General features: G+C 72.6%; 19 protein-coding genes. 2 read left to right on the top strand and 17 right to left on the bottom strand.

Going from position 1 to position 20,439, the window contains the following annotated elements:
* From kynU to VE546_RS10445, 10 genes are all read right to left on the bottom strand, one after another.
* Positions 1-1,251, bottom strand: coding sequence for a kynureninase (kynU, locus tag VE546_RS10490; protein ID WP_324920927.1), 1,251 nt, complete (start codon positions 1,249-1,251; stop codon positions 1-3).
* Complete coding sequence (locus VE546_RS10485; protein ID WP_324920925.1) at positions 1,244-2,119, bottom strand: tryptophan 2,3-dioxygenase family protein; 876 nt, start codon at positions 2,117-2,119, stop codon at positions 1,244-1,246. Before VE546_RS10485 ends, kynU begins: the two co-directional genes overlap by 8 nt.
* A gap of 122 nt (positions 2,120-2,241) precedes the next feature.
* Entirely contained in the window at positions 2,242-2,655 is a 414-nt protein-coding gene (locus VE546_RS10480; RefSeq protein WP_324920923.1) for a DUF3151 domain-containing protein, read from the bottom strand.
* Between the two features lie 148 nt (positions 2,656-2,803).
* The gene (gene fbaA, locus VE546_RS10475) at positions 2,804-3,826 is read right to left on the bottom strand and encodes a class II fructose-bisphosphate aldolase (protein WP_324920921.1); all 1,023 of its coding nucleotides are present in this window, start codon (positions 3,824-3,826) and stop codon (positions 2,804-2,806) included.
* A gap of 402 nt (positions 3,827-4,228) precedes the next feature.
* A complete protein-coding gene (gene pyrE, locus VE546_RS10470; protein WP_324920919.1) occupies positions 4,229-4,768 on the bottom strand; it encodes an orotate phosphoribosyltransferase in 540 nt (179 codons plus the stop codon).
* Between the two features lie 10 nt (positions 4,769-4,778).
* Positions 4,779-5,594 carry an aldose 1-epimerase gene (locus tag VE546_RS10465; RefSeq protein ID WP_324920918.1) on the bottom strand — a complete coding sequence of 272 codons (816 nt, stop codon included), beginning with the start codon at positions 5,592-5,594 and terminating at the stop codon, positions 4,779-4,781.
* Positions 5,595-5,618: 24 nt separating this feature from the next.
* Positions 5,619-6,764, bottom strand: a complete 1,146-nt coding sequence (locus tag VE546_RS10460; RefSeq protein WP_324920917.1) for a hypothetical protein — start codon at positions 6,762-6,764, stop codon at positions 5,619-5,621.
* Positions 6,765-6,892: 128 nt separating this feature from the next.
* A complete protein-coding gene (locus VE546_RS10455; RefSeq protein ID WP_324920916.1) occupies positions 6,893-8,560 on the bottom strand; it encodes a polyamine aminopropyltransferase in 1,668 nt (555 codons plus the stop codon).
* Positions 8,561-8,684: 124 nt separating this feature from the next.
* Positions 8,685-9,218 (bottom strand): DUF2617 family protein, encoded by a 534-nt coding sequence (locus VE546_RS10450; RefSeq protein WP_324920915.1) that lies wholly within the window; start codon positions 9,216-9,218, stop codon positions 8,685-8,687.
* Between the two features lie 254 nt (positions 9,219-9,472).
* Positions 9,473-9,706: a hypothetical protein gene (locus VE546_RS10445; RefSeq protein WP_324920914.1), complete on the bottom strand. Its 234-nt coding sequence runs from the start codon at positions 9,704-9,706 to the stop codon at positions 9,473-9,475.
* Between the two features lie 108 nt (positions 9,707-9,814).
* Here VE546_RS10445 and VE546_RS10440 point away from each other — a divergent pair, with 108 nt between their 5' ends.
* A complete protein-coding gene (locus VE546_RS10440; RefSeq protein ID WP_324920913.1) occupies positions 9,815-10,990 on the top strand; it encodes a pyridoxal phosphate-dependent aminotransferase in 1,176 nt (391 codons plus the stop codon).
* A 126-nt stretch (positions 10,991-11,116) separates the two neighbouring features.
* On the opposite strand, the gene VE546_RS10435 is transcribed toward VE546_RS10440, so the two are convergent.
* Both VE546_RS10435 and clpB read right to left on the bottom strand, forming a co-directional pair.
* Positions 11,117-11,638 (bottom strand): YbjN domain-containing protein, encoded by a 522-nt coding sequence (locus VE546_RS10435; protein ID WP_324920912.1) that lies wholly within the window; start codon positions 11,636-11,638, stop codon positions 11,117-11,119.
* A 204-nt stretch (positions 11,639-11,842) separates the two neighbouring features.
* Entirely contained in the window at positions 11,843-14,437 is a 2,595-nt protein-coding gene (clpB, locus tag VE546_RS10430) for an ATP-dependent chaperone ClpB (protein WP_324920911.1), read from the bottom strand.
* 111 nt (positions 14,438-14,548) lie between these two features.
* Here clpB and VE546_RS10425 point away from each other — a divergent pair, with 111 nt between their 5' ends.
* Positions 14,549-14,971, top strand: a complete 423-nt coding sequence (locus tag VE546_RS10425; protein ID WP_324920910.1) for a pyridoxamine 5'-phosphate oxidase family protein — start codon at positions 14,549-14,551, stop codon at positions 14,969-14,971.
* 29 nt (positions 14,972-15,000) lie between these two features.
* On the opposite strand, the gene VE546_RS10420 is transcribed toward VE546_RS10425, so the two are convergent.
* From VE546_RS10420 to dnaK, 5 genes are all read right to left on the bottom strand, one after another.
* Positions 15,001-15,840 carry a trypsin-like serine peptidase gene (locus VE546_RS10420; protein ID WP_324920909.1) on the bottom strand — a complete coding sequence of 280 codons (840 nt, stop codon included), beginning with the start codon at positions 15,838-15,840 and terminating at the stop codon, positions 15,001-15,003.
* Positions 15,841-16,066: 226 nt separating this feature from the next.
* Positions 16,067-16,543, bottom strand: coding sequence for a heat shock protein transcriptional repressor HspR (locus VE546_RS10415; RefSeq protein ID WP_324920908.1), 477 nt, complete (start codon positions 16,541-16,543; stop codon positions 16,067-16,069).
* A 6-nt stretch (positions 16,544-16,549) separates the two neighbouring features.
* Complete coding sequence (gene dnaJ, locus VE546_RS10410; RefSeq protein ID WP_324920907.1) at positions 16,550-17,719, bottom strand: molecular chaperone DnaJ; 1,170 nt, start codon at positions 17,717-17,719, stop codon at positions 16,550-16,552.
* A 42-nt stretch (positions 17,720-17,761) separates the two neighbouring features.
* Positions 17,762-18,487 carry a nucleotide exchange factor GrpE gene (gene grpE, locus VE546_RS10405; RefSeq protein ID WP_324920906.1) on the bottom strand — a complete coding sequence of 242 codons (726 nt, stop codon included), beginning with the start codon at positions 18,485-18,487 and terminating at the stop codon, positions 17,762-17,764.
* Positions 18,484-20,325: a molecular chaperone DnaK gene (dnaK, locus tag VE546_RS10400; protein WP_324920905.1), complete on the bottom strand. Its 1,842-nt coding sequence runs from the start codon at positions 20,323-20,325 to the stop codon at positions 18,484-18,486. The genes grpE and dnaK overlap by 4 nt, the downstream gene beginning before the upstream one ends.
* Positions 20,326-20,439: the final 114 nt, after the last annotated feature.

The following is a 20,439-nucleotide window of genomic DNA, read 5'->3' as shown; positions in this document are numbered from 1 at the left end:
TCAGGCGGCGCGTCCGGCCAGCACCTCGCCCAGCACGCGGGCGGCGCGCTCGGCGTCGGCGAAGGACGTGTACAGCGGGGTGAAGCCGAAGCGCAGCACGTCCGGGCGGCGGAAGTCGCCCACCACCCCGCGCCTGATCAACTCCTCCATCACCGCGCCCGCGTCCGCGCAGCGCAGCGCGATCTGGCTGCCGCGCCGGGCGTGCTCGACCGGGGTGACGCACTCCACGCGCCCGGCCGGCACGTAGCTCCCCACGCAGCGCAGGAAGAAGTCCGTCAGCGCCAAGCTCTTGGCGCGTACGGCCCCGATGTCCACGCCGTCCCAGACCGTCAGCGCCTCCTCCAGCGCCAGCATGGACAGGATGTCCGGCGTCCCGACCCGGCCCCGGAGCGCCCCGTCGGCGGGTTCGTACTCGTGGCTCATGCCGAACGGGTCGGCGTGCGAGTTCCAGCCGGGCAGCGGCGAGTCGAAGCGCGGCTGGAGGTCGCGGCGGACGTAGAGGTACGCGGGGGCGCCGGGGCCGCCGTTGAGGTACTTGTACGTGCAGCCGACCGCGAGGTCCACGCCGTGCTCGTCGAGCCCGACCGGGAGGGCGCCCGCGCTGTGGCACAGGTCCCACACCGCGTACGCCCCCGCCTCGTGGACGGCGGCGGTGATGCCGGGCAGGTCGTGCAGCTCGCCGGTGCGGTAGTCCACGTGGTTCACCAGGACCGCTGCGGTGCGGGGGCCGACGGAGCCGGGGATGCCGTCGGCGGGCAGCGCGCGGACCGCCGCGCCGGTCAGCCGGGCGGCGGAGGCGGCGATGTAGCCGTCGGTGGGGAAGGTCGTGGCGTCGACCAGCAGATCGGTGCGGGCCGGGTTGTCCTCGCGGGCGAGGCGGAGTGCGGCGACGACCGCCTTGAGCACGTTGACGCTGGTGGAGTCGCCGACCACGATCTGGCCGGGCGCGGCACCGACGAGCGGGGCGATCCGGTCGCCGATCCGCTCGGGCGCGGTCCACCAGCCGGACTCGGTCCACGAGCGGATGCGCAGCCGCCCCCACTCGCGCTCCACCACCTCCGCGACGCGGGCGGGCACGGTACGGGGCAGCGCCCCGAGGGAGTTGCCGTCGAGGTAGACGACGCGCTCGCCGTTCTCGTCGTCGAGGACGAAGCCCTCGCGCCTGTCCCTCAGCTCGTCGGCGGCGTCCAGCTTGGCCGCCTCCTCGCGCAGGACGGCCGCCGGGCCCCCGGGCAGATCGGGCTCAGACATGGCTACGGGCCGTCCACAGCTCGGGGAAGACGTTCTTGCGGGCGCGCTTCTCCAGCCAGGCCACGCCCGCGGAGCCGCCGGTGCCCTGCTTGGCGCCCATCGCGCGGCGGGTGGCCACCAGGTGGTCGTTGCGCCAGCGCCAGACCAGCTCGGCGACCTCGGTCAGCGCCTCGCCCAGGCGCAGCAGGTCGCTGTCGGGATCGCCGGAGTAGATCCGCGCCCAGACCTCCTCGACCTGCGGGTCGGGCTCGTAGCGCAGGGAGACGTCCCGGTTCAGCACGGACTCGGGGACCGCCTCGCCGCGGCGGGCGAGGTAGCGCAGCACCTCGTCGTACAGGCTCGGCTCGTGCAGCGCCTTCTCCAGCTCGGCGTACGCCCGGGGGGCGCCGCGGTGCGGGACGAGCATGGACGCGGACTTCTCGCCGAGCAGGAACTCCATCCGCCGGTACATCGCGGACTGGAAGCCGGATCCCTCGCCGAGGGCGGCCCGGTAGGAGTTGAACTCCGCCGGGGTCAGGTGGGCCAGCGGCTCCCAGGAGGCGTTGAGCGAGGTCAGCTCGTACGTGGAGCGCTTGAGCGCCGCCAGCGCCGTGCGCAGGTCGTCCTCGCGCAGCGCCTGGGCGGCGGTGTGCCACTCGTGGACGATGACGGTGAACCACAGCTCCATGACCTGCGTGGTCACCAGGAAGGCCATCTCTCCGGGGTCGTCGGAGAGGGGGTGCTGGAGGTGGGTGAGGACGTCCGCCTTCACGTAGTCCTCGTACGGTGTGGTGCCCGCGAAGTCGAGGTTCGGAGCCTCCGGACCGAGGTCGCTCCCCGTCTCGGGCGGTGGTGACGACTGCGACGTTTGTGACGACTGTGACGCCATGGGACTGCTCTCCTCGCACGCTCGCCCGGGGTCGCCGGGCCTTACCCGCAGATCATCGGGTCAGGGCCCGGCGACGGCAAGAGCCGGTCGGAAACCGATCAGGACACCGGTCAGTACACCGATCAGGACAGCGTGGCCGCCGCGGTGGGCGAGCTCTCCTTCAGGAAGGTGGTGCAGCGCTCGTACTCCTCCTGCTCGCCGATGGCCTGGGCGGCGCGGGCGAGGGCGTGCAGGGCGCGCAGGAAGCCCCGGTTGGGCTCGTGCTCGAACGGGATCGGGCCGTGTCCCTTCCAGCCGTTGCGGCGCAGGGCGTCCAGGCCGCGGTGGTAGCCGGTGCGGGCGTAGGCGTACGACTCGACCATGCGCCCGGCGGTGTAGGCGTCGTCCGCGAGCTGCGCCCAGGCCAGGGAGGAGGCCGGGTGCTTCGCGGCGACCTCGGCGGGCGGGGTGCCCGCGGCGAGCAGCTCGCGCGGCTCGGGGTCGTCGGGAAGGCGGGTCGGGGGCGGTCCCCCGAGCAGGTTCTCGTGAATGGCCATGGTCCCCAGTCTGCCCGGTCCCCGGCCGGAGCGCGGCGAGCCCGGCACCGCCGGGTGCCGGGCTCGCCGTATGCCGCTCCACCGTTTCCACCGTTCCGCCGCCGTCCGGGTCCGGTCGGGCCCGGGTGGCGGCGGTGTCACTCCGGGGTCACTTCAGGCGGGTGCCCGTGGAGCGCAGGTGCTCACACGCCTTGACCACACGCGCGGCCATGCCCGCCTCGGCGAGCTTGCCCCAGCTACGCGGGTCGTAGGTCTTCTTGTTGCCGACCTCGCCGTCCACCTTCAGCACACCGTCGTAGTTGCGGAACATGTGGTCCACGACCGGACGGGTGAACGCGTACTGGGTGTCGGTGTCGATGTTCATCTTCACCACACCGTTGTCCAGGGCGGTGGCGATCTCCTCCTCGGTGGAGCCGGAGCCGCCGTGGAAGACGAAGTCGAACGGGTTCTGCTTGCCGAACTTGGCGGCCACACCCTCCTGGAGGTCCTTCAGCAGCTCGGGGCGGAGCACGACGTTGCCCGGCTTGTAGACGCCGTGGACGTTGCCGAAGGAGGCGGCCAGCAGGTAGCGGCCCTTCTCGCCCAGACCCAGCGCCTCGGCGGTGCGGATCGCGTCCTCGACGGTGGTGTACAGCTCGTCGTTGATCTCGTGGCTGATGCCGTCCTCCTCGCCGCCGGTCGGGGTGATCTCGACCTCGAGGATGATCTTCGCGGCCTGCGCGGCGGCCAGCAGCTCCTGGGCGATCTCCAGGTTGTCGGCCAGGGTCTCGGCCGAACCGTCCCACATGTGGGACTGGAAGAGCGGGTTGCGGCCCTCCTCCACGCGCTTGCGGGAGATCTCCAGCAGCGGGCGGACGTAGCCGTCCAGCTTGTCCTTGGGGCAGTGGTCGGTGTGCAGGGCGATGTTGACCGGGTACTTCTCGGCGACGATGTGCGCGAACTCGGCCAGCGCGACCGCGCCGGTCACCATGTCCTTGTTGTACTGACCGCCCAGGAACTCGGCGCCGCCCGTGGAGATCTGGATGATGCCGTCGCTCTCCGCCTCGGCGAAGCCGCGCAGTGCGGCGTGGAGCGTCTGCGACGAGGTCACGTTGATGGCGGGGTAGGCGAACTTGCCGGCCTTCGCCCGGTCGAGCATCTCGTTGTAGACCTCGGGGGTTGCGATGGGCATCTGTCCGCTCCTTGATGGTGTGCGAAAACTGTTCGGCTCTGGCTGGGTCAACGGAACGACGTCATCGTCGTCCCCATCCTCCCAGACGGGTGCGAATGATCCACCCCCTGGATCCCGGGGAGGGCGGCGCGACCGCCCGCCGCCAGCCGGGGAGGGCCGTGCGGGTCACTGTTTCACGTGAAACGGTGACGCTCTGTGGTCCGGCTGGGGGTGCGGAGGCCGTCTCCTGCGGTTGTGGGCTCGCAGAGTGGTGACGCTCCGTGTTCCGGCGGAGGCGCGGAGCCGCTCCCGGCGGTGGCACAGCGGGCGGGGCAGCGCCCCGCCCGCCCTCTCCGCGGCTCCCTCCACGGTTCTCCCCGCCGCCCTCCCCGGCCGTCGGTGCGTACCGGGCTCCGTACCGGGTCAGGACAGGCCCAGGTCCTCCAGCCCGTACGCCTGGTAGTACGGCAGGCCCGCCTTCTCGATCGCCGGGGCCGCGCCGCGTTCGACGATCACGGCCACACCCACGACCTCCGCGCCGGCCTCCCGCAGCGCCTCGACCGCCGTGAGCACCGAGCCGCCCGTGGTGGAGGTGTCCTCGACCGCCAGCACGCGGCGGCCCGCCACGTCCGGGCCCTCGATCCGGCGCTGGAGACCGTGGGTCTTGCCCTGCTTCCGGACGACGAAGGCGTCCAGCTTCCGCCCGCGCGCGGCGGCGGCGTGCAGCATCGCGGTGGCCACCGGGTCGGCGCCGAGGGTCAGGCCGCCCACCGCGTCGTACTCCAGGTCGGCGGTCAGGTCGAGCAGCACCTGTCCGACCAGTGGCGCGGCCTCGGCGTCCAGGGTGATCCGGCGCAGGTCGATGTAGTAGTCGGCCTCCTTGCCGGAGGAGAGGGTCACCCTGCCGTGGACCACGGCCTTGTCCTTGATCTGCTGCAGCAGCTTCTCGCGCGCGTCGCTCATGGCGACGAGCCTAAGCCAGCGAACGCCAGGTCCAGGTCGTGGTGGCCTCCAGCGGATCGATGGGCGTGACCAGGCGGGGATGGGTGTTGAGCCCGTTGGGCGGTCCGGTCTGCGGTTCGACGCAGACGGCCTCGGCCTGCTGGTCGTAGACCACCACCCACTCGGAGCGGCTGGTGACCCTCAACTCCAGTTCACCGGGCCAGGTCAGCGTCACGTCCACCCCGTCCGGCATGCCGAAGCAGTCGTCCCAGGGGCCGGGCCGCGGCTCGATGCGGCGGCCGGTGGGGATGTGGTCCTCGCCGCGCTCCTCCTGCCAGGCGGGGTCGAAGTCCAGGACGACGTCCTGCCCGCCCCGGCCGAGGTTGCGCAGGAACCAGGGATGCCAGCCCACCTGCGCCGGGAAGGAGTTCTCGAACGTCTCCACGCCCAGGGTGAGGGTGAGCCCCCCGCCGTCCTCCGCCAGCTCCACGAGCTGGGTGACCCGGCCCGGCCAGGGCCAGGGGTCGGTGAGGTCGCAGAAGAACGACGCGGTCCGCCCGTCGCTGCGGGCCGTGCGCCAGGCGCGGCCGCGCACGGTGCCGTGGATGGCGTGCCGGCCGGCGTCCACGGGCAGTTGGTACGGCTCACCGCCGTTGCGGAACCGCCCCTCCCTGGTCCGGCCGCACCAGGGCGCCATCACGAACGAGCCGTACCGCTCGCCCTGCCGCAGCACCTCCGTACCGCCGATGCGCAGCGAGGCGATCCGGCATCCGCGTTCCGGCTCGACGATCACCTCGGCGTCGCCGGCCCGCAGGCGTACTCCGCTCTCTGTGTCATGGACAGTCACACCCATGACCCTAAACCGCGTCGGTCAGCGGCGCCGCTTCAGCACACGCCCGACGACGACCGCCGAGGCCAGCACCAGCGCCGCCGCCGGGGCGGCCCAGCGCAGCACGGCGGCGGTGGAGGAGGCGCTCTCGGGTGGGGGGACGGGAGCGTAGCGACCGCGCGGCGGCGCGTGGTCCACCTCCTCGGCGCTGCGCCCGATCATCGTCCGGCGGGCGTGGGCCGCCTCGGCGGTGGCGGGCGACGGCTCCTCGTCCAGGTCGTCGCCGAACCCGCCGAGACCGTCGTCGGCCTCGGCGCCGAACTCCTCGGCCGGCCCGTCGCCCAGCCCGCCGCCGAGCTTCTCGTCCAGCTCCTCGTCGGTGAGGTCGTCGCCGAACGCCTCGTCGAGCCCGTCGTCGAGTCCGTCGTCGAGCCCGTCGTCGAAGACGTCGTCGCTCTCCGGGTCGAGCGACGGCGGCGGGATCTCGACCTCGAAGATCCCCTCGACCCGCGGCTCCCCCTCCTGCTCCCGCGCTTCCCGCGGTTCCTCCGGCTCCCCGGTGTCCCGGGTCCGCGCCGTGCTTCCGCCCTCGGCGGCTGCGGCCGCCACCGTGTCCCCGGCGTCCGTGGTGTCCCCGGCAGCCGTGCCGGCCGTGCCTGCCGCGTCCGCCGGGGCGACCGGATCGGCCGTCATGCTCTCGGCCAGTTCGCCGGCGAAGCGGTCCAGCAGGCGGCGGCCCGCGGTGTGCCGCTGCCTCTCCTCGAACTCCGTGATCCGGCCCGCGCCGCGCAGTTCGGCGGTGCAGGCCAGCGTGGTGCCCTCGCCGTCCCCGGCCGGGCGCGCCACGACCGTCAGGGTCAGCTCCACCGAGCCGTCGCCCCGTGCCTCGGTGCCCTCGCCGCGGACCGTGTACCGCTCGTCCCCGGTCCCGTCGGTCCCGTCGGCCGTCTCGTCCGCCCCGTCGCCCGTACCGCGCCGCTCGTGCGTCAGGCGCAGACGGCCGCGGTACGTGATGCTGGAGCCGCCGATCCGCACCCGCAGCCGCCCCCGAAGATCCACGCCGTCCCCGGACACCGTCTCCGACGCGTCGGGCTGGAGCCCCGGGATACAGCGCGCGACACGCTCCGGTTCGGCGAGCGCCGCCCGCACGGCTCCGACGGCGAACGGGACGTACACCTCATGCTCCATGGGGCGGAGCCTACCCAGAACACCCCCCACCAGTGCCCGGTCCGCACGGACTTCGGCACGTCGCGCCGCCACCGCGCCGCCCCGGCGCACTGCCCCCGCCGCGCCGCCGGACCGGCCGGCCACCGGGCTCATTCCCGGTAGTACGGGTGCATCAGGGTGGAGGCGGGCAGCCCGGTGATGCGGCCGTTCTCCGCGCGCGCGGCGGACCGGCGCAGGTCCGCCCGGTCGAAGGCGAGGAGGCCGGGTCCTCCCGGATCGAGGGTGAGCGGCGGCCTCGCGGCGGGCGCCGCCAGGACGAATCCCCAGTCGCCGGACCGTCCGTGCCCCGTCCGTCCCTGCCGCTGCGCGCGGTCGGGGCCGGCCGTGAAGCCGGTCAGCCGCCCGTCCACCACGTAGGGGGCCGTGCGCAGGCCCACCGTCCGCACCGTGGCCTCCACCGTCCAGTACGCGCGGGGGCGCTCGCCGGCCGGCCCGGCGTGCACCGCCAGCCGCCCCTGCCCGGCGAGCGCCCGGCCCGCCAGCCCGAAGAACTCCTGGGAGTACAGCCGGGTGTTCGCCGAGATGCCCGGATCGGGCAGGTCGGAGAGGATCACGTCGTACGGCCGCTGCCCGGAGCGCGTCCAGGTGCGCAGCCAGTCGAAGGCGTCGCCGGTCTCGACCCGCGTCCGCGGGTCGTCGAACGCCCGGCGGTTGAGGCGGCTGAGCACCGGGTCGGTGCGGGCCACCTCGACGACGCCGGGGTCGAGCTCCACCACGGTCACCGAGTCGACGTCGGGGTAGCGCAGCACCTCGCGCAGCGCGAGGCCGTCGCCGCCGCCCAGGATCAGCACCCTGCCGCGCGGGCCCGCCGCCATCGCGGGGTGCACCAGTGCCTCGTGGTAGCGCCGCTCGTCCTCGCTGTGCACCCGCAGCCGGCCGTCGAGGAACATCCCGAACGCCTCCGGCCCGGCCCGCCCCGAGAAGGGATCGCCCCCGGTGAGCACGATCTCGTGGATGTCGGTGCTCAGCACCGTCCGCACCTCGCTGCCGTACACCGCCTGGCGCGCGGCCCGCTCGAAGGGGCCGACGACGGTGGTGGCGGTGACCAGCAGCACCGCCACCAGGACGTTGACGGCCACCAGGGTGCGGCGGGCCCGCCGGGACAGATCGCTGCGGAACAGCCACAGCACCAGCGTGCCGCCCGCGACGGCGTTCACCGTCCCGACCAGCAGGGCCCCCGAGAGCTGGCCGAGCAGCGGCAGCAGCAGGAAGGGGAAGGCGAGCCCGCCGACGAGGGCGCCCACGTAGTCCGCGGCGAACAGGTCGGCGACGGCGCCTCCCGCGTCCTGTTCCCGGATCCGCTGGATGAGCGTCATCAGCAGCGGCATCTCGGCTCCGATGAGCACCCCGATGACCAGTGAGAAGCCGATCAGCACGGCCTGGCAGTCGCCGATCCAGGCGAAGTACGCGTACAGCGCCATCGCCGAGCAGCCGCCGACCAGGGCCAGCAGCGCCTCGATGATCCCGAACCCGGCCGCCGCGCGGGTGCGCAGCCGTTTGGCGAGCAGCGAGCCCAGCCCCATGGCGAAGACCATCACCGACAGCACGACGGAGGTCTGGGTGACGGAGTCGCCGGCCAGGTAGGAGCCGAGGGCGACGAGTTCGAGTTCGTAGACCAGCCCGCAGGCGGCGCAGACGAAGACCCCGGTGAGGACGAGGAACCGGCCGACCCCGGCCGGCACGGGCAGCCGGGCCGGGGCGTGGTGCGGCGCCGGTTCGGGCGGTCCCGCCGGTGCGGAAGCGGGCGTTTCGATCATGTCCGTAACGCTACGTGGCCCCAAACGCGCCTCCTGTCACCCACACGGGTGCAATACGAGGCACAAATAACCGCACTGGCGTTTCGGTCACCCTTGCGTACGGCGCGCACGGCGCACATCGGGCTCACACGCCCGCGCACTCCGGTTCCCGGACCCTCGCCCCCACTCTCGTGTGCGTCACCACCAGCCGTCTCTCCTGCGGATAGGCGTGCCAGGTCCGCCAGTGCACCTGGCCGCCGCACCGCTGCACCAGCAGGGCGGTGAAGGCGTGCGGGCTGCCGGGGAAGGTCCCGGCCAGACCATGGGGGTGGTCCGCGACGAGCGCGAGCAGTTCCTGGGCGCGCCCCGCGAAGGAGCCGCCGGAGAGCGTCTCGACGCGCGCCGCGAACGCGTACTCCCAGTCGTCGATCCGCTTGGACACGCCCAGCGGCAGCGGCGTCCTGCTGCCGGGCATGCACGCCACGGTCTCCGAGCAGAAGGTGCCGTCCGGGTCGTCGAGCAGCACCTGGTGCGAGGCGCCGAGCAGCCTCAACTGCACGCGGACGCCGGAGAGTTCGATGTCCAGCTTCGCCAGGGCGGGCAGGGGGTCGCGTCCCAGCGCCCAGGCGAGGTCACCGGCACGGGTGTCGGTGTACGAGGTCTTGAGGGTGGTGAGCATGGATCGGCTCCGCAAGCACGCAGTGAAAGTGGGCCGGCCCGCCCCTCGAACGTGGACCGGAAGGGACCAGAGGGAACGTCTGTTCACCGGTTCGTGCCCACGTGGGGTCCGGGTTGCAACACTCACCGAATCACGGAACGCGCGGCGCCCACCGGCTTTTTACCCACCTTCGTCGGTTTTCCATACCAGCGGGGGCCTAACAGATCAGATGTTCTAGTTGCTCGTTCGGCAACCGCCGTACGGGTGAAAGAGTCTCAACTGCCGCCGCAGCCACCCCCGCCACCGCAGCCACCCCCGCCACCACACGACGCGCCGCCGCCACCGCACGACGCGCCGCCGCCGTCACCGCCGGCCCACCACGTGGTACCGGACGCGGCGTCGCCGTGGCTCCTGCGCGCGGGGCGGCGCTCCCTCCGGTTGGTCGCGGCCCAGGAGACCAGCACCACGAGCACGATCAGAAACAGACTGGCGATGACGAAGAACGTCATGATGCCCCCCTCGTCCACACACATCCCCCGTGTGGGGCTTGTGAACACGATGCCCCGCGGCCGTCCGCGGCAAAGCGGAGTTGAGGAAGTCCAGAGGTTGGGCGGAGGATGTCCGCCATGACCTCCACCGGACGACCGCCGCTCAACCGCCGCCTGGCCGCATTCGGCACCACGGTCTTCGCCGAGATGTCGGCCCTGGCCGCCCGTACGGGAGCGATCAACCTGGGCCAGGGCTTCCCCGACACCGACGGCCCGGAGGAGGTCCGGGAGGCGGCCGTACGGGCGCTGCGCGAGGGCCGCGGCAACCAGTACCCGCCCGGCCCCGGCGTCCCCGAGCTGCGCGCGGCCGTCGCCGAGCACCAGCGGCGCTTCTACGGCCTGTCCGTCGACCCCGACACCGAGGTGCTGGTCACCGCCGGGGCCACCGAGGCCATCGCCGCCGCGCTGCTGGCGCTGCTGGAGCCCGGCGACGAGGTGATCGCCTTCGAGCCGTACTACGACTCCTACGCCGCCTGCATCGCGATGGCGGGCGCGGTGCGCGTCCCCCTCACCCTCCGCGCCCCCCGCTTCCGCCCCGACCTGGACGCCCTGCGGGACGCCGTCACCCCCCGCACCCGCCTGCTCCTGCTGAACACCCCGCACAACCCCACGGGCACGGTCCTCACCCGGGAGGAACTCGCCGCCATCGCCGAGCTGGCGGTGGAGCGCGACCTGCTCGTGGTGACCGACGAGGTCTACGAACACCTGGTCTTCGACGGCGAGCACGTCCCGCTCGCCTCCCTGCCCGGCATGCGGGAGCGCACGGTCTCCATCTCCTCGGCGGGCAAGACCTTCTCCTTCACCGGCTGGAAGGTCGGCTGGGTCACGGCGCCCGCCCCCCTGGTCACGGCCGTGCGCACCGCCAAGCAGTACCTGACCTACGTCAGCGCGGGCCCGTTCCAGTACGCCGTCGCGGAGGCGCTGCGCCTGCCGGACGCGTACTTCACCGCCTTCCGCGCCGACCTGCGCGCCAAGCGCGACCTGCTCGCCGACGGGCTCGCCGAGGCGGGCTTCGCGGTCCACCGGCCGCAGGGCACGTACTTCATCACCACCGACATCGCCCCGCTCGGCGAGAAGGACGGCCTCGCCTTCTGCCGGAGCCTGCCGGAGCGGTGCGGCGTGGTCGCCGTCCCCAACGCCGTCTTCTACGACGACCCGGAGGCCGGGCGCAGCCAGGTCCGCTTCGCGTTCTGCAAGCGCGAGGACGTCCTGCGGGAGGCCGTGTCGCGCCTCCGGCGGCTGTGATCCGGCGCCCGCCGCACCCCCGGGGGCCGGACCTCCCCCGGAACCGCCGGGACGGCACGGCCCCGGGCACATGACCGGTGCGTCCGGTGTGCCCGGGGCCGCCGGGGCTCCCGCCGCGGGTGGGGGTCAGTCCTCGTCGTCGCCGGACTCCACGTCCTTGGCCAGGCCGAGCTGCTCCACGAGCCACCGGTCGAACTCGATCGAGGCGCGCACCCAGCTCACCGTGCTGGACACGAAGTGCTCCAGCGAGACCCCGATGCCGATCAGCATCTGCGCCTCGCCGATCAGCCGGACCGTGCCGTCGTCGTGCGTGTGGCTGTAGACCTTCGGCCACAGCGTGCGGCGGTTCCAGTCGTCGATCAGCTCCAGGAGGCGGGGCTTGTCCTCGATGGAGTGCGGGCGGTCGTAGAACGTCCGGACGGAGAAGATCTGCTGCTCCTTCTCCCCCCGGAACATGAAGTAGGTGCGGAACTCCTCCCACGGCGCCGCGAGGTCACCCTCGTCGTCGACGACGTACTTCAGCTCCATCTGGTCGAGGAGCTGCTTGACCAGGTCCTGGTCGGGGACGACAGGCCCGGCAGGCCCTGTCGGCTGCTGTTCGGGCTGCTGGCCCCCGAAGTTCGGAATCGAGGACGGGTCGATAGTCACCGTGGATTTCCCTTCATACGATGTCCTGCCATCCTCCCTCACCCCGGCCCGGTCGTGGCAAGCCCAGCCGCCCCCCGGCATCGGCCGTCGGGCTGACGGGCCGGCGTCCGCGGCCCGCGGACGGACGCGGGCGGCGCGGGGGCGGGGCCCCGTGCCGCCCGCCGGGCGTGCGCTCCACGGTGCCGGTACGACACCGGTACGGCGTCAGCCGCGCACCGGCTCGATGGCCAGCCCCTCCTGCTCGAGGTCCACGTCCACCCGGACCGTGTCGCCGTCGCGGACCTCGCCGGCCAGGATCTTCCGGGCGAGCTGGTCGCCGATCGCCGTCTGGACCAGGCGGCGCAGCGGGCGGGCGCCGTAGGCCGGGTCGTTGCCCTCCACCGCCAGCCAGTCCAGCGCGGCATCGGTGACGTCGAGGCTGAGCCGCCGGTCGGCCAGGCGCCGGGCGAGGCCGTCGATCTGGAGCCGGGCGATGCGGCGCAGCTCCTCGCCGCTGAGCGCGGAGAAGATCACCAGGTCGTCCAGCCGGTTGAGGAACTCCGGGCGGAAGGAGGAGCGGACGGTCGCCATGACCTTCTCCTTCTTCTCCTCCTCCTTGGCCAGCGGGTCCATCAGGAACTGGCTGCCGAGGTTGGAGGTCAGGATGAGGATGGTGTTGCGGAAGTCCACCGTCCGGCCCTGCCCGTCGGTCAGCCGTCCGTCGTCCAGCACCTGGAGCAGGATGTCGAAGACCTCGTGGTGCGCCTTCTCCACCTCGTCCAGCAGCACCACGCTGTACGGGCGCCGCCGCACCGCCTCGGTGAGCTGGCCCCCCTCCTCGTAGCCGACGTAGCCGGGAGGCGCGCCGACCAGCCGGGCGACCGAGTGCTTCTCGCTGTACTCGCTCATGTCGATCCGGACCATCGCCCGCTCGTCGTCGAAGAGGAAGTCGGCGAGCGCCTTGGCCAGCTCGGTCTTCCCGACGCCGGTCGGGCCGAGGAACATGAACGATCCCGTCGGCCGGTCGGGGTCGGAGACCCCGGCGCGGGACCGGCGCACGGCGTCGGAGACGGCCCGCACGGCCTCGGTCTGGCCGATCAGCCGCTTGCCCAGCTCCTCCTCCATGCGCAGCAGCTTCTGGGTCTCGCCCTCCAGCAGCCGCCCGGCCGGGATGCCGGTCCAGGAGGCGACGACGTCGGCGATGTCGTCCGCGCCGACCTCCTCCTTGACCATCGTGTCCTTGCTGGCCTCCTGCTCGGCGGCGGACGCCTCCTCCAGCTCGCGCTCCAGGGCCGGGATCTCGCCGTAGAGCAGCTTGGAGGCGGCCTCGAAGTCGCCGTCGCGCTGGGCGCGCTCGGCCCGGCCGCGCAGCTCGTCGAGCTTCTCCTTCAGCTCACCGACGCGGTTGAGGCCCTGCTTCTCCTTCTCCCAGCGGGCGGTGAGGCCGCGCAGCTCCTCCTCGCGGTCGGCCAGTTCGCGGCGCAGCCGCTCCAGCCGCTCCCGGGAACTGGCGTCGCTCTCGCCCGCCAGCGCCAGCTCCTCCATCTTCAGCCGGTCCACGGCCCGCTGGAGCTCGTCGATCTCCACGGGCGAGGAGTCGATCTCCATGCGCAGCCGGGAGGCGGCCTCGTCCACCAGGTCGATGGCCTTGTCGGGCAGGAAGCGGGAGGTGATGTAGCGGTCGGAGAGGGCGGCGGCGGCCACCAGCGCGCCGTCGGCGATCTGCACCTTGTGGTGCGCCTCGTAGCGCCCCTTGAGGCCGCGCAGGATCGCGATGGTGTCCTCCACGGTCGGCTCGGCGACCAGCACCTGCTGGAAGCGGCGCTCCAGGGCCGGGTCCTTCTCGATCCGCTCGCGGTACTCGTCCAGCGTCGTGGCGCCGACCATGCGCAGCTCGCCGCGGGCCAGCATCGGCTTGAGCATGTTGCCCGCGTCCATCGCCGAGTCGCCGCCGGCGCCCGCGCCGACGACTGTGTGCAGCTCGTCGATGAAGGTGATGATCCGGCCGTCGCTGGACTTGATCTCGGCCAGGACGGCCTTGAGCCGCTCCTCGAACTCGCCGCGGTACTTCGCCCCGGCCACCATCGCGCCCAGGTCGAGGGCGACCAGGCGCTTGTTCTTCAGCGACTCGGGGACGTCGCCCTTGACGATCCGCTGCGCCAGGCCCTCCACGACGGCGGTCTTGCCGACCCCGGGCTCGCCGATGAGCACGGGGTTGTTCTTGGTGCGCCGCGAGAGCACCTGCACCACGCGCCGGATCTCCTGGTCGCGGCCGATGACGGGGTCGAGCCTGCCCTCGCGCGCGGCGGCGGTGAGGTCGGTGCCGAACTTCTCCAGGGCCTTGTACGTGCCCTCGGGGTCGGGTGTGGTGACGCGCTGGCCGCCGCGGCTGCGCTCGAAGGCGTCGAGCAGCCTGGCGTCGGTGGCGCCCTGCTGGGCCAGCAGCTTGCCCGCCTGGCCGCCCTTGGCTGCCAGGCCGATGAGGAGGTGCTCGGTGGAGACGTAGGCGTCGCCCAGCTCCTTGGCCCGCTGGGCGGCGTCGGCGAGGACGGCCAGCAGCTCGCGGTCGGGCTGCGGCCGGGCCACGGTGGAGCCCTGCACGCTGGGCAGGGCGGTCAGCAGCCGCTCGGCGCCGGAGCGCAGGGCCGCCTGGTCGGCGTCGACGGCCGCCAGCAGGTCCTGGATGTTCTCGTTGTCCCGGCCCTCCAGCAGGGCCAGCAGCAGGTGTGCCGGGGTGATGTCCGGGTGTCCGCCGGTGAGGGCGCGGTTGTCGGCCGCGCTGATCGCGTCCCGGCTCCTGTTGGTCAGCTCGGCATCCACGGGGCGTGCTCCTCCTCCATTCGCCAACTCTGCATGCGTCAACATGCATTAAGTTGAGTCTATTCCACTCAAGGCGTGGACGGGAGGAGAACCGGCGATAGTTTCTGCTCCATGGCCACAGATTCCCGGCGGGACCCCCGGCATCCGGACGACGCCTACCTCGCCTTCTGGCGCGAGCGCCATCTGTGCACCCTGACCACCCTCCGGCCCGACGGAACGCCCCATGTGGTGCCGGTCGGCGTCACCTACGACCCCGAGGCGGGCCTGGCCCGGGTCATCACCCGGCGCGGCAGCACCAAGGTCGCCAACATCCTGGCGGCCGCCGACCGCCCCGGGGGCGCCCGGGTCGCCGTCTGCCAGGTGGACCGCAGGCGCTGGGCCACCCTGGAGGGCGTCGCGACCGTACGCACCGACGCCGGGGCGATCGCGGACGCCGTGGCCCGGTACGCCGAGCGCTACCAGCGCACCCCGGCGCCCAATCCGGAGCGGGTGCTGATCGAGATCGCCCTGGACCGGGCGATGGGCTCGGTCTGAGGAGTCCGGCCCAGGAGGCCGGGCCGGGCTCAGTCGCCGAGGACCCCGCCCGCCGCCTCCAGCAGCCGCCGCGCCCCGTCCGGAAGGGGACGGCCGAGCACCCGGCCCCGGTCGTCACCGACCGACATCACGGCGACGACCGTGCCGGACTGGCTCGCCGCGTCGTAGTCCTGGAGCCACGGCCCGCCGCTGGACCCCTGGGTCAGGTCGCAGGACTGCAGCAGCAGCCCGCCCACGTTGGGCTGCTGGGTGTCCCGGCCGGTCAGCAGGGTGGGCGTGCCCGCGCAGTGGGCGAGCGCCTCGCCGTCGTAGGGCCTGGTGGCCGGGTAGCCGAGGGCGACGGTCGGCTTGGCGGGGTCGACGGGCTCGAAGTCGATCCGGTTGGCCCCGACGCGTTCCTGGATCGTCCGCCCGTCCTTCCGCTCGACGGTCAGGAAGGCGTAGTCGTACGGCAGGGCCTGCGGCAGTCGCCCGTTCCGCCAGGCGTCCTCCAGGTGCGCGGACGTCACGCGCCAGCCGACCCGGGCGGCGTTCGCGGTGCCGTGGCGGTGGTAGGCGGGGACGAACCAGGCCTGCTGCCAGCGGGGCTCGCCGGGGTTGTGGACGCAGTGCGCGGCCGTGACGACGACGCTCCCGTTGGGGGCGTCCACGACGGCCCCGGAACAGGTGAGGAGCTGCCCGTCGGCGTAGGTCCCGACGAGTTTCCCGACGGTCCTGACGGTGCCGAGGGGCCAGGGCGCCTGGGCGGCGCCGGCCGCGGGAGCGGCTGCCGGGCCGGGCGCGGGAACGTTCAGCGGCGCGGCTCCCAGCAGCGCGGCGGAGGTCGCGACGGTGACGACAGCGGCTATGACGGCGCGTATCTTGTCCATGCCCTCACGCTGCGCCCCGCCGGCGCGTCCCAGCCATCCGCGCACCGCCGGCCGGGTGACGGACGGCGTCCGTCCGGGGGACGTGCGGATTCACCCCGGAGGACCCGTCCCGATCGGCCGTCCGGCCGACCCGCCGCGGCCGGCCGGGAGCGGCCGGACCGCCACGGGTGACGCGGTCGTGGGCGGCCCAGTCGCGGTCGGCGCGGTCGTGGGCGACCCGTCGCGGTCAGTCCCTGGCGCGCTGGGGACGCCAGACCACCAGCGCGCTGGACTGCTGCACGTCCTGGTAGGGGACCAGGTCGCGGCGGTACGACGCGTGCACCTGCGCCTCGCGCTGGCGCATGGCCACCGCCGCGCTCTCCAGCGCCTGCTGGAGCTCGGCCACCTGCGCTTGGAGAGCCGCGACCTGGTTCTCCAGTTCGATGATGCGCTTGATGCCCGCGAGGTTGATGCCCTCGTCCTGCGACAGCCGCTGCACCTGGCGCAGGAGCTGGATGTCGCGCGCCGAATAGCGGCGACCGCGGCCGGCCGTGCGGTCGGGGGAGACGAGCCCGAGCCGGTCGTACTGCCGCAGCGTCTGCGGATGGAGCCCGGAGAGCTGGGCGGCGACCGAGATGACGTAGACCGGCGAGTCGTCCGTCAGCTCATAGGGATTGTTGCGTCCGCGTCCCTGGCTCTGTCGTCCGCGGCCGTGGCCGTCCATCTTTCGTCAGTCTCCCTTCGCGGCCTCGAACAGCGCCGCCCGCGGATCCTCGCCCGCGGTCGCGTCGCGGTAGGACTCCAGCAGGTCCCGGGCCTTGTCGCTCAGATCCTTCGGAACCGTCACCTCTATGGTGACCAACAGGTCTCCCCGGGTGCCATCCTTGCGCACCGCTCCCTTGCCGCGGGCGCGCATCGTCCGCCCGCTGGGCGTGCCCGGCGGAAGCCGGAGGGTGACCGGCGGTCCGCCCAGGGTCGGCACCCTGATCTCACCGCCGAGCGCCGCCTCCGGGAAGGTGACGGGCACGGTGATCGTCAGGTTGTCGCCCTTGCGGCCGAACACCGGGTGCGGCTCGACGTGCACCACGACGTAGAGGTCTCCGTTCGGTCCGCCGCGCTCGCCCGGCGCGCCCTTGCCCCGCAGCCTGATCCGCTGGCCGTCCGCGACCCCGGCGGGGATGCGGACCTGCATCGTGCGCGAGCTGGTCGCCCGGCCGCTGCCCTTGCAGACCTCGCACGGGTCCTGGGCGATCAGGCCGCGGCCCCGGCAGTCCACGCACGGGTCGGTGAGCGAGAAGCCGCCCCCGCCGCCGCGGCTGACCTGCCCGGTGCCGACGCAGGTCGGGCAGACCCGGGGGGTGCCGTTCTTGTCACCGGTGCCCGAGCAGGCCTTGCACGCCGCCGAGCTGGACATCCGCAGCGGGACCGTGGCCCCGTCCACCGCCTCGGTGAAGCTGAGCGTCACCTCGGACTCGATGTCCTGGCCGCGGCGCGGCTGGGTGCGCGCCCCGGCACCGCCACGGCCGAACAGTCCGCCGAAGACGTCCCCGAGGCCGCCGCCGAAGCCGCCCGCGCCGCCCTGGGCGCCCCCGAAGAGGTCGCTCAGGTCGAAGTTGAAGCCGCCGGCGCCGCCCGCTCCCGGCCCGGCGCGGAAACCGCCGGCGCCGAAGAGCGCGCGTGCCTCGTCGTACTCCTTGCGGCGCTTGGGGTCGCCCAGGACGTCGTGCGCCTCGGAGATCTCCTTGAAGCGCTCCTCCGCCTGGCGGTCGCCCTTGTTGGCGTCCGGGTGGTACTCGCGGGCGAGCTTCCGGTACGCCTTCTTGATCTCCGCCTCGGTGGCGTCCTTCGGGACGCCGAGGACCTTGTAGTAGTCCTTCTCCACGAAGTCCTTGGTACTCATCCCCGGCGTCCCTCCTCCCGGTCTCTTCCGCTGTCCGCGGCGTCAGCCCTGCTCCGGGCCACCGCTCTCCTCATCCGATGCCGCTTCACCCTGCTGTGCCTCACCCTTGGACGGCTGCGCGCCCGGCTGCGGCTCGGCGACCCCGACCCTCGCGGGACGGATCGTGCGCTCGCCGATGCGATACCCGGGCTGGAGGATCTGCACGCACGTCGTCTCGGTGACGTCGGGAGAGTACGAGTGCATCAGGGCCTCGTGCACGGTCGGGTCGAAGGGCTCGCCCTCCTTGCCGAACTGCTGCAGGCCCATCTTCGCCACGACGGTCTCCAGCGATTCGGCCACCGACTTGAAGCCGCCGACCAGCTCGCCGTGGTCCCGGGCGCGGCCGATGTCGTCCAGTACCGGCAGCAGCTCGGTCAGCACGTTGGCGACCGCGATCTCCCGGACCGCGATCCGGTCCCGCTCGACCCTGCGGCGGTAGTTGGCGAACTCCGCCTGGAGCCGCTGCAGGTCCTGCGTGCGCTCGTTCAGCGCGGTGCGGGCCTGGTCGAGCTGGGCGGTCAGCGCCGCCACCGTGCCGTCCCCGGGCAGGTCCTCCGGACCCGCCTCCTCGGCGGGGCCGGAGGTCTGCGCCGCGGTGTCTCCGGGCTGCTCGGGCTGCCCGCCGCCCGGGGCGGGCTGCCCGTTCAGGTCGTGCTGACCCGCCTGCCGGGCCGCCGGGTCGGTAGGGACGTCGGGTTCCTGCTCAAAACCCGGAGTCTCCTCCGTCACGCTGCACCACCCTTGGACTTGTCGTCGTCGACGATCTCGGCGTCCACCACGTCGTCGTCGCCGTCGGCCTTGGCACCGCCGGCGGCGCCCGTGGCCTGCTGGGCCTGGGCGTCGGCGTACAGCGCCTGGCCGAGCTTCTGGCTGGTGGAGGCGACCTTCTCGGACGCCTCGCGGATGGCGGCGGTGTCCTCGCCCTTCAGCTTCTCCTTCAGGTCGGCCACCGCGGCCTCGACCTCGGACTTCACATCACCGGGCACCTTGTCCTCATTGTCCTTGAGGAACTTCTCGGTGGTGTAGACGAGCTGCTCGGCCTGGTTGCGCGTCTCGGCGGCCTCGCGGCGGCGCTGGTCCTCCTCCGCGTACTGCTCGGCCTCGCGCATCATGCGCTCGATGTCGTCCTTGGGGAGCGCCGAGCCGCCGGTGACGGTCATCCGCTGCTCCTTGCCGGTGCCGAGGTCCTTGGCGGAGACGTGCATGATGCCGTTGGCGTCGATGTCGAAGGTGACCTCGATCTGCGGCACGCCGCGAGGCGCCGGCGGCAGGCCGGTCAGCTCGAACATGCCCAGCTTCTTGTTGTACGCCGCGATCTCCCGCTCGCCCTGGTAGACCTGGATCTGCACCGACGGCTGGTTGTCCTCGGCCGTGGTGAAGATCTCCGAGCGCTTGGTCGGGATCGTGGTGTTGCGCTCGATCAGATTGGTCATGATGCCGCCCTTGGTCTCGATGCCGAGGGACAGCGGGGTGACGTCGAGCAGCAGGACGTCCTTCACCTCGCCCTTGAGGACACCGGCCTGGAGCGAGGCGCCGATGGCGACGACCTCGTCCGGGTTGACGCCCTTGTTGGCCTCCTTGCCGCCGGTCAGCTCCTTGACGAGCTCGGCGACGGCGGGCATACGGGTGGAGCCGCCGACCAGGACGACGTGGTCGATCTCGTTGATCGAGATGCCGGCGTCCTTGATGACGTTGTGGAACGGCGTCTTGCAGCGCTCCAGCAGGTCCGCGGTCAGCTGCTGGAACTGGGCGCGGGTCAGCTTCTCGTCGAGGTGCAGGGGGCCCTCGGCGGACGCGGTGATGTACGGCAGGTTGATCGAGGTCTCGGTGGACGAGGACAGCTCGATCTTCGCCTTCTCGGCGGCCTCGCGCAGCCGCTGCAGCGCCATCTTGTCCTTGGACAGGTCCACGCCGTGCCCGGACTGGAACTGCTTGACCAGGTAGTCGACGACGCGCTGGTCCCAGTCGTCACCACCGAGGTGGTTGTCACCGTTGGTGGCCTTCACCTCGACGACGCCGTCGCCGATCTCCAGCAGCGAGACGTCGAACGTACCGCCACCGAGGTCGAAGACGAGGATGGTCTGGTCGTCCTTGTCGAGGCCGTACGCCAGGGCGGCGGCCGTCGGCTCGTTGACGATGCGCAGCACGTTCAGACCGGCGATCTCGCCGGCCTCCTTGGTGGCCTGGCGCTCGGCGTCGTTGAAGTACGCCGGGACGGTGATGACCGCGTCGGTCACCTTCTCGCCCAGGTAGGCCTCGGCGTCCCTCTTCAGCTTCTGGAGCACGAAGGCGCTGATCTGCTGGGGGTTGAAGTCCTTGCCGTCCAGGCCGATCTTCCAGTCGGTGCCCATGTGGCGCTTGACCGACCGGATGGTCCTGTCGACGTTGGTGACGGCCTGGCGCTTGGCCACCTCGCCGACCAGCACCTCGCCGTTCTTGGCGAAGGCGACGACGGACGGCGTGGTCCTGGCACCCTCGGCGTTGGTGATGACGGTGGGCTCGCCGCCCTCCAGGACGCTGACGCAGCTGTTGGTGGTGCCGAGGTCGATGCCGACCGCTCGTGCCATGGGTGAGTGCCTTCCTGTTCGGACTTGAGTGCCTGGGGCTCAGGGTACGTCGAGCCTGACACCCGTCAAGTGGGGTTGAGCCCTGCAGGCTCAGGTCCTGTGAGGCGGATCACG

Source organism: Streptomyces sp., assembly GCF_035644915.1.
GTDB lineage: Bacteria > Actinomycetota > Actinomycetes > Streptomycetales > Streptomycetaceae > Streptomyces.
The sequence above is the reverse complement of the archived record's forward strand: the minus strand, read 5'-3'. Positions and strand labels throughout refer to the sequence as shown.

Bases quoted from the DNA above. Each gene is read 5' to 3' on its own strand.
- kynU (WP_324920927.1), bottom strand. From the start codon at position 1,251: ATGTCTGAGCCCGATCTGCCCGGGGGCCCGGCGGCCGTCCTGCGCGAG.
- VE546_RS10485 (WP_324920925.1), bottom strand. From the start codon at position 2,119: ATGGCGTCACAGTCGTCACAAACGTCGCAGTCGTCACCACCGCCCGAG.
- VE546_RS10480 (WP_324920923.1), bottom strand. From the start codon at position 2,655: ATGGCCATTCACGAGAACCTGCTCGGGGGACCGCCCCCGACCCGCCTT.
- fbaA (WP_324920921.1), bottom strand. From the start codon at position 3,826: ATGCCCATCGCAACCCCCGAGGTCTACAACGAGATGCTCGACCGGGCG.
- pyrE (WP_324920919.1), bottom strand. From the start codon at position 4,768: ATGAGCGACGCGCGCGAGAAGCTGCTGCAGCAGATCAAGGACAAGGCC.
- VE546_RS10460 (WP_324920917.1), bottom strand. From the start codon at position 6,764: ATGGAGCATGAGGTGTACGTCCCGTTCGCCGTCGGAGCCGTGCGGGCG.
- VE546_RS10455 (WP_324920916.1), bottom strand. From the start codon at position 8,560: ATGATCGAAACGCCCGCTTCCGCACCGGCGGGACCGCCCGAACCGGCG.
- VE546_RS10450 (WP_324920915.1), bottom strand. From the start codon at position 9,218: ATGCTCACCACCCTCAAGACCTCGTACACCGACACCCGTGCCGGTGAC.
- VE546_RS10445 (WP_324920914.1), bottom strand. From the start codon at position 9,706: ATGACGTTCTTCGTCATCGCCAGTCTGTTTCTGATCGTGCTCGTGGTG.
- VE546_RS10440 (WP_324920913.1), top strand. From the start codon at position 9,815: ATGTCCGCCATGACCTCCACCGGACGACCGCCGCTCAACCGCCGCCTG.
- VE546_RS10425 (WP_324920910.1), top strand. From the start codon at position 14,549: ATGGCCACAGATTCCCGGCGGGACCCCCGGCATCCGGACGACGCCTAC.
- VE546_RS10420 (WP_324920909.1), bottom strand. From the start codon at position 15,840: ATGGACAAGATACGCGCCGTCATAGCCGCTGTCGTCACCGTCGCGACC.
- VE546_RS10415 (WP_324920908.1), bottom strand. From the start codon at position 16,543: ATGGACGGCCACGGCCGCGGACGACAGAGCCAGGGACGCGGACGCAAC.
- dnaJ (WP_324920907.1), bottom strand. From the start codon at position 17,719: ATGAGTACCAAGGACTTCGTGGAGAAGGACTACTACAAGGTCCTCGGC.
- dnaK (WP_324920905.1), bottom strand. From the start codon at position 20,325: ATGGCACGAGCGGTCGGCATCGACCTCGGCACCACCAACAGCTGCGTC.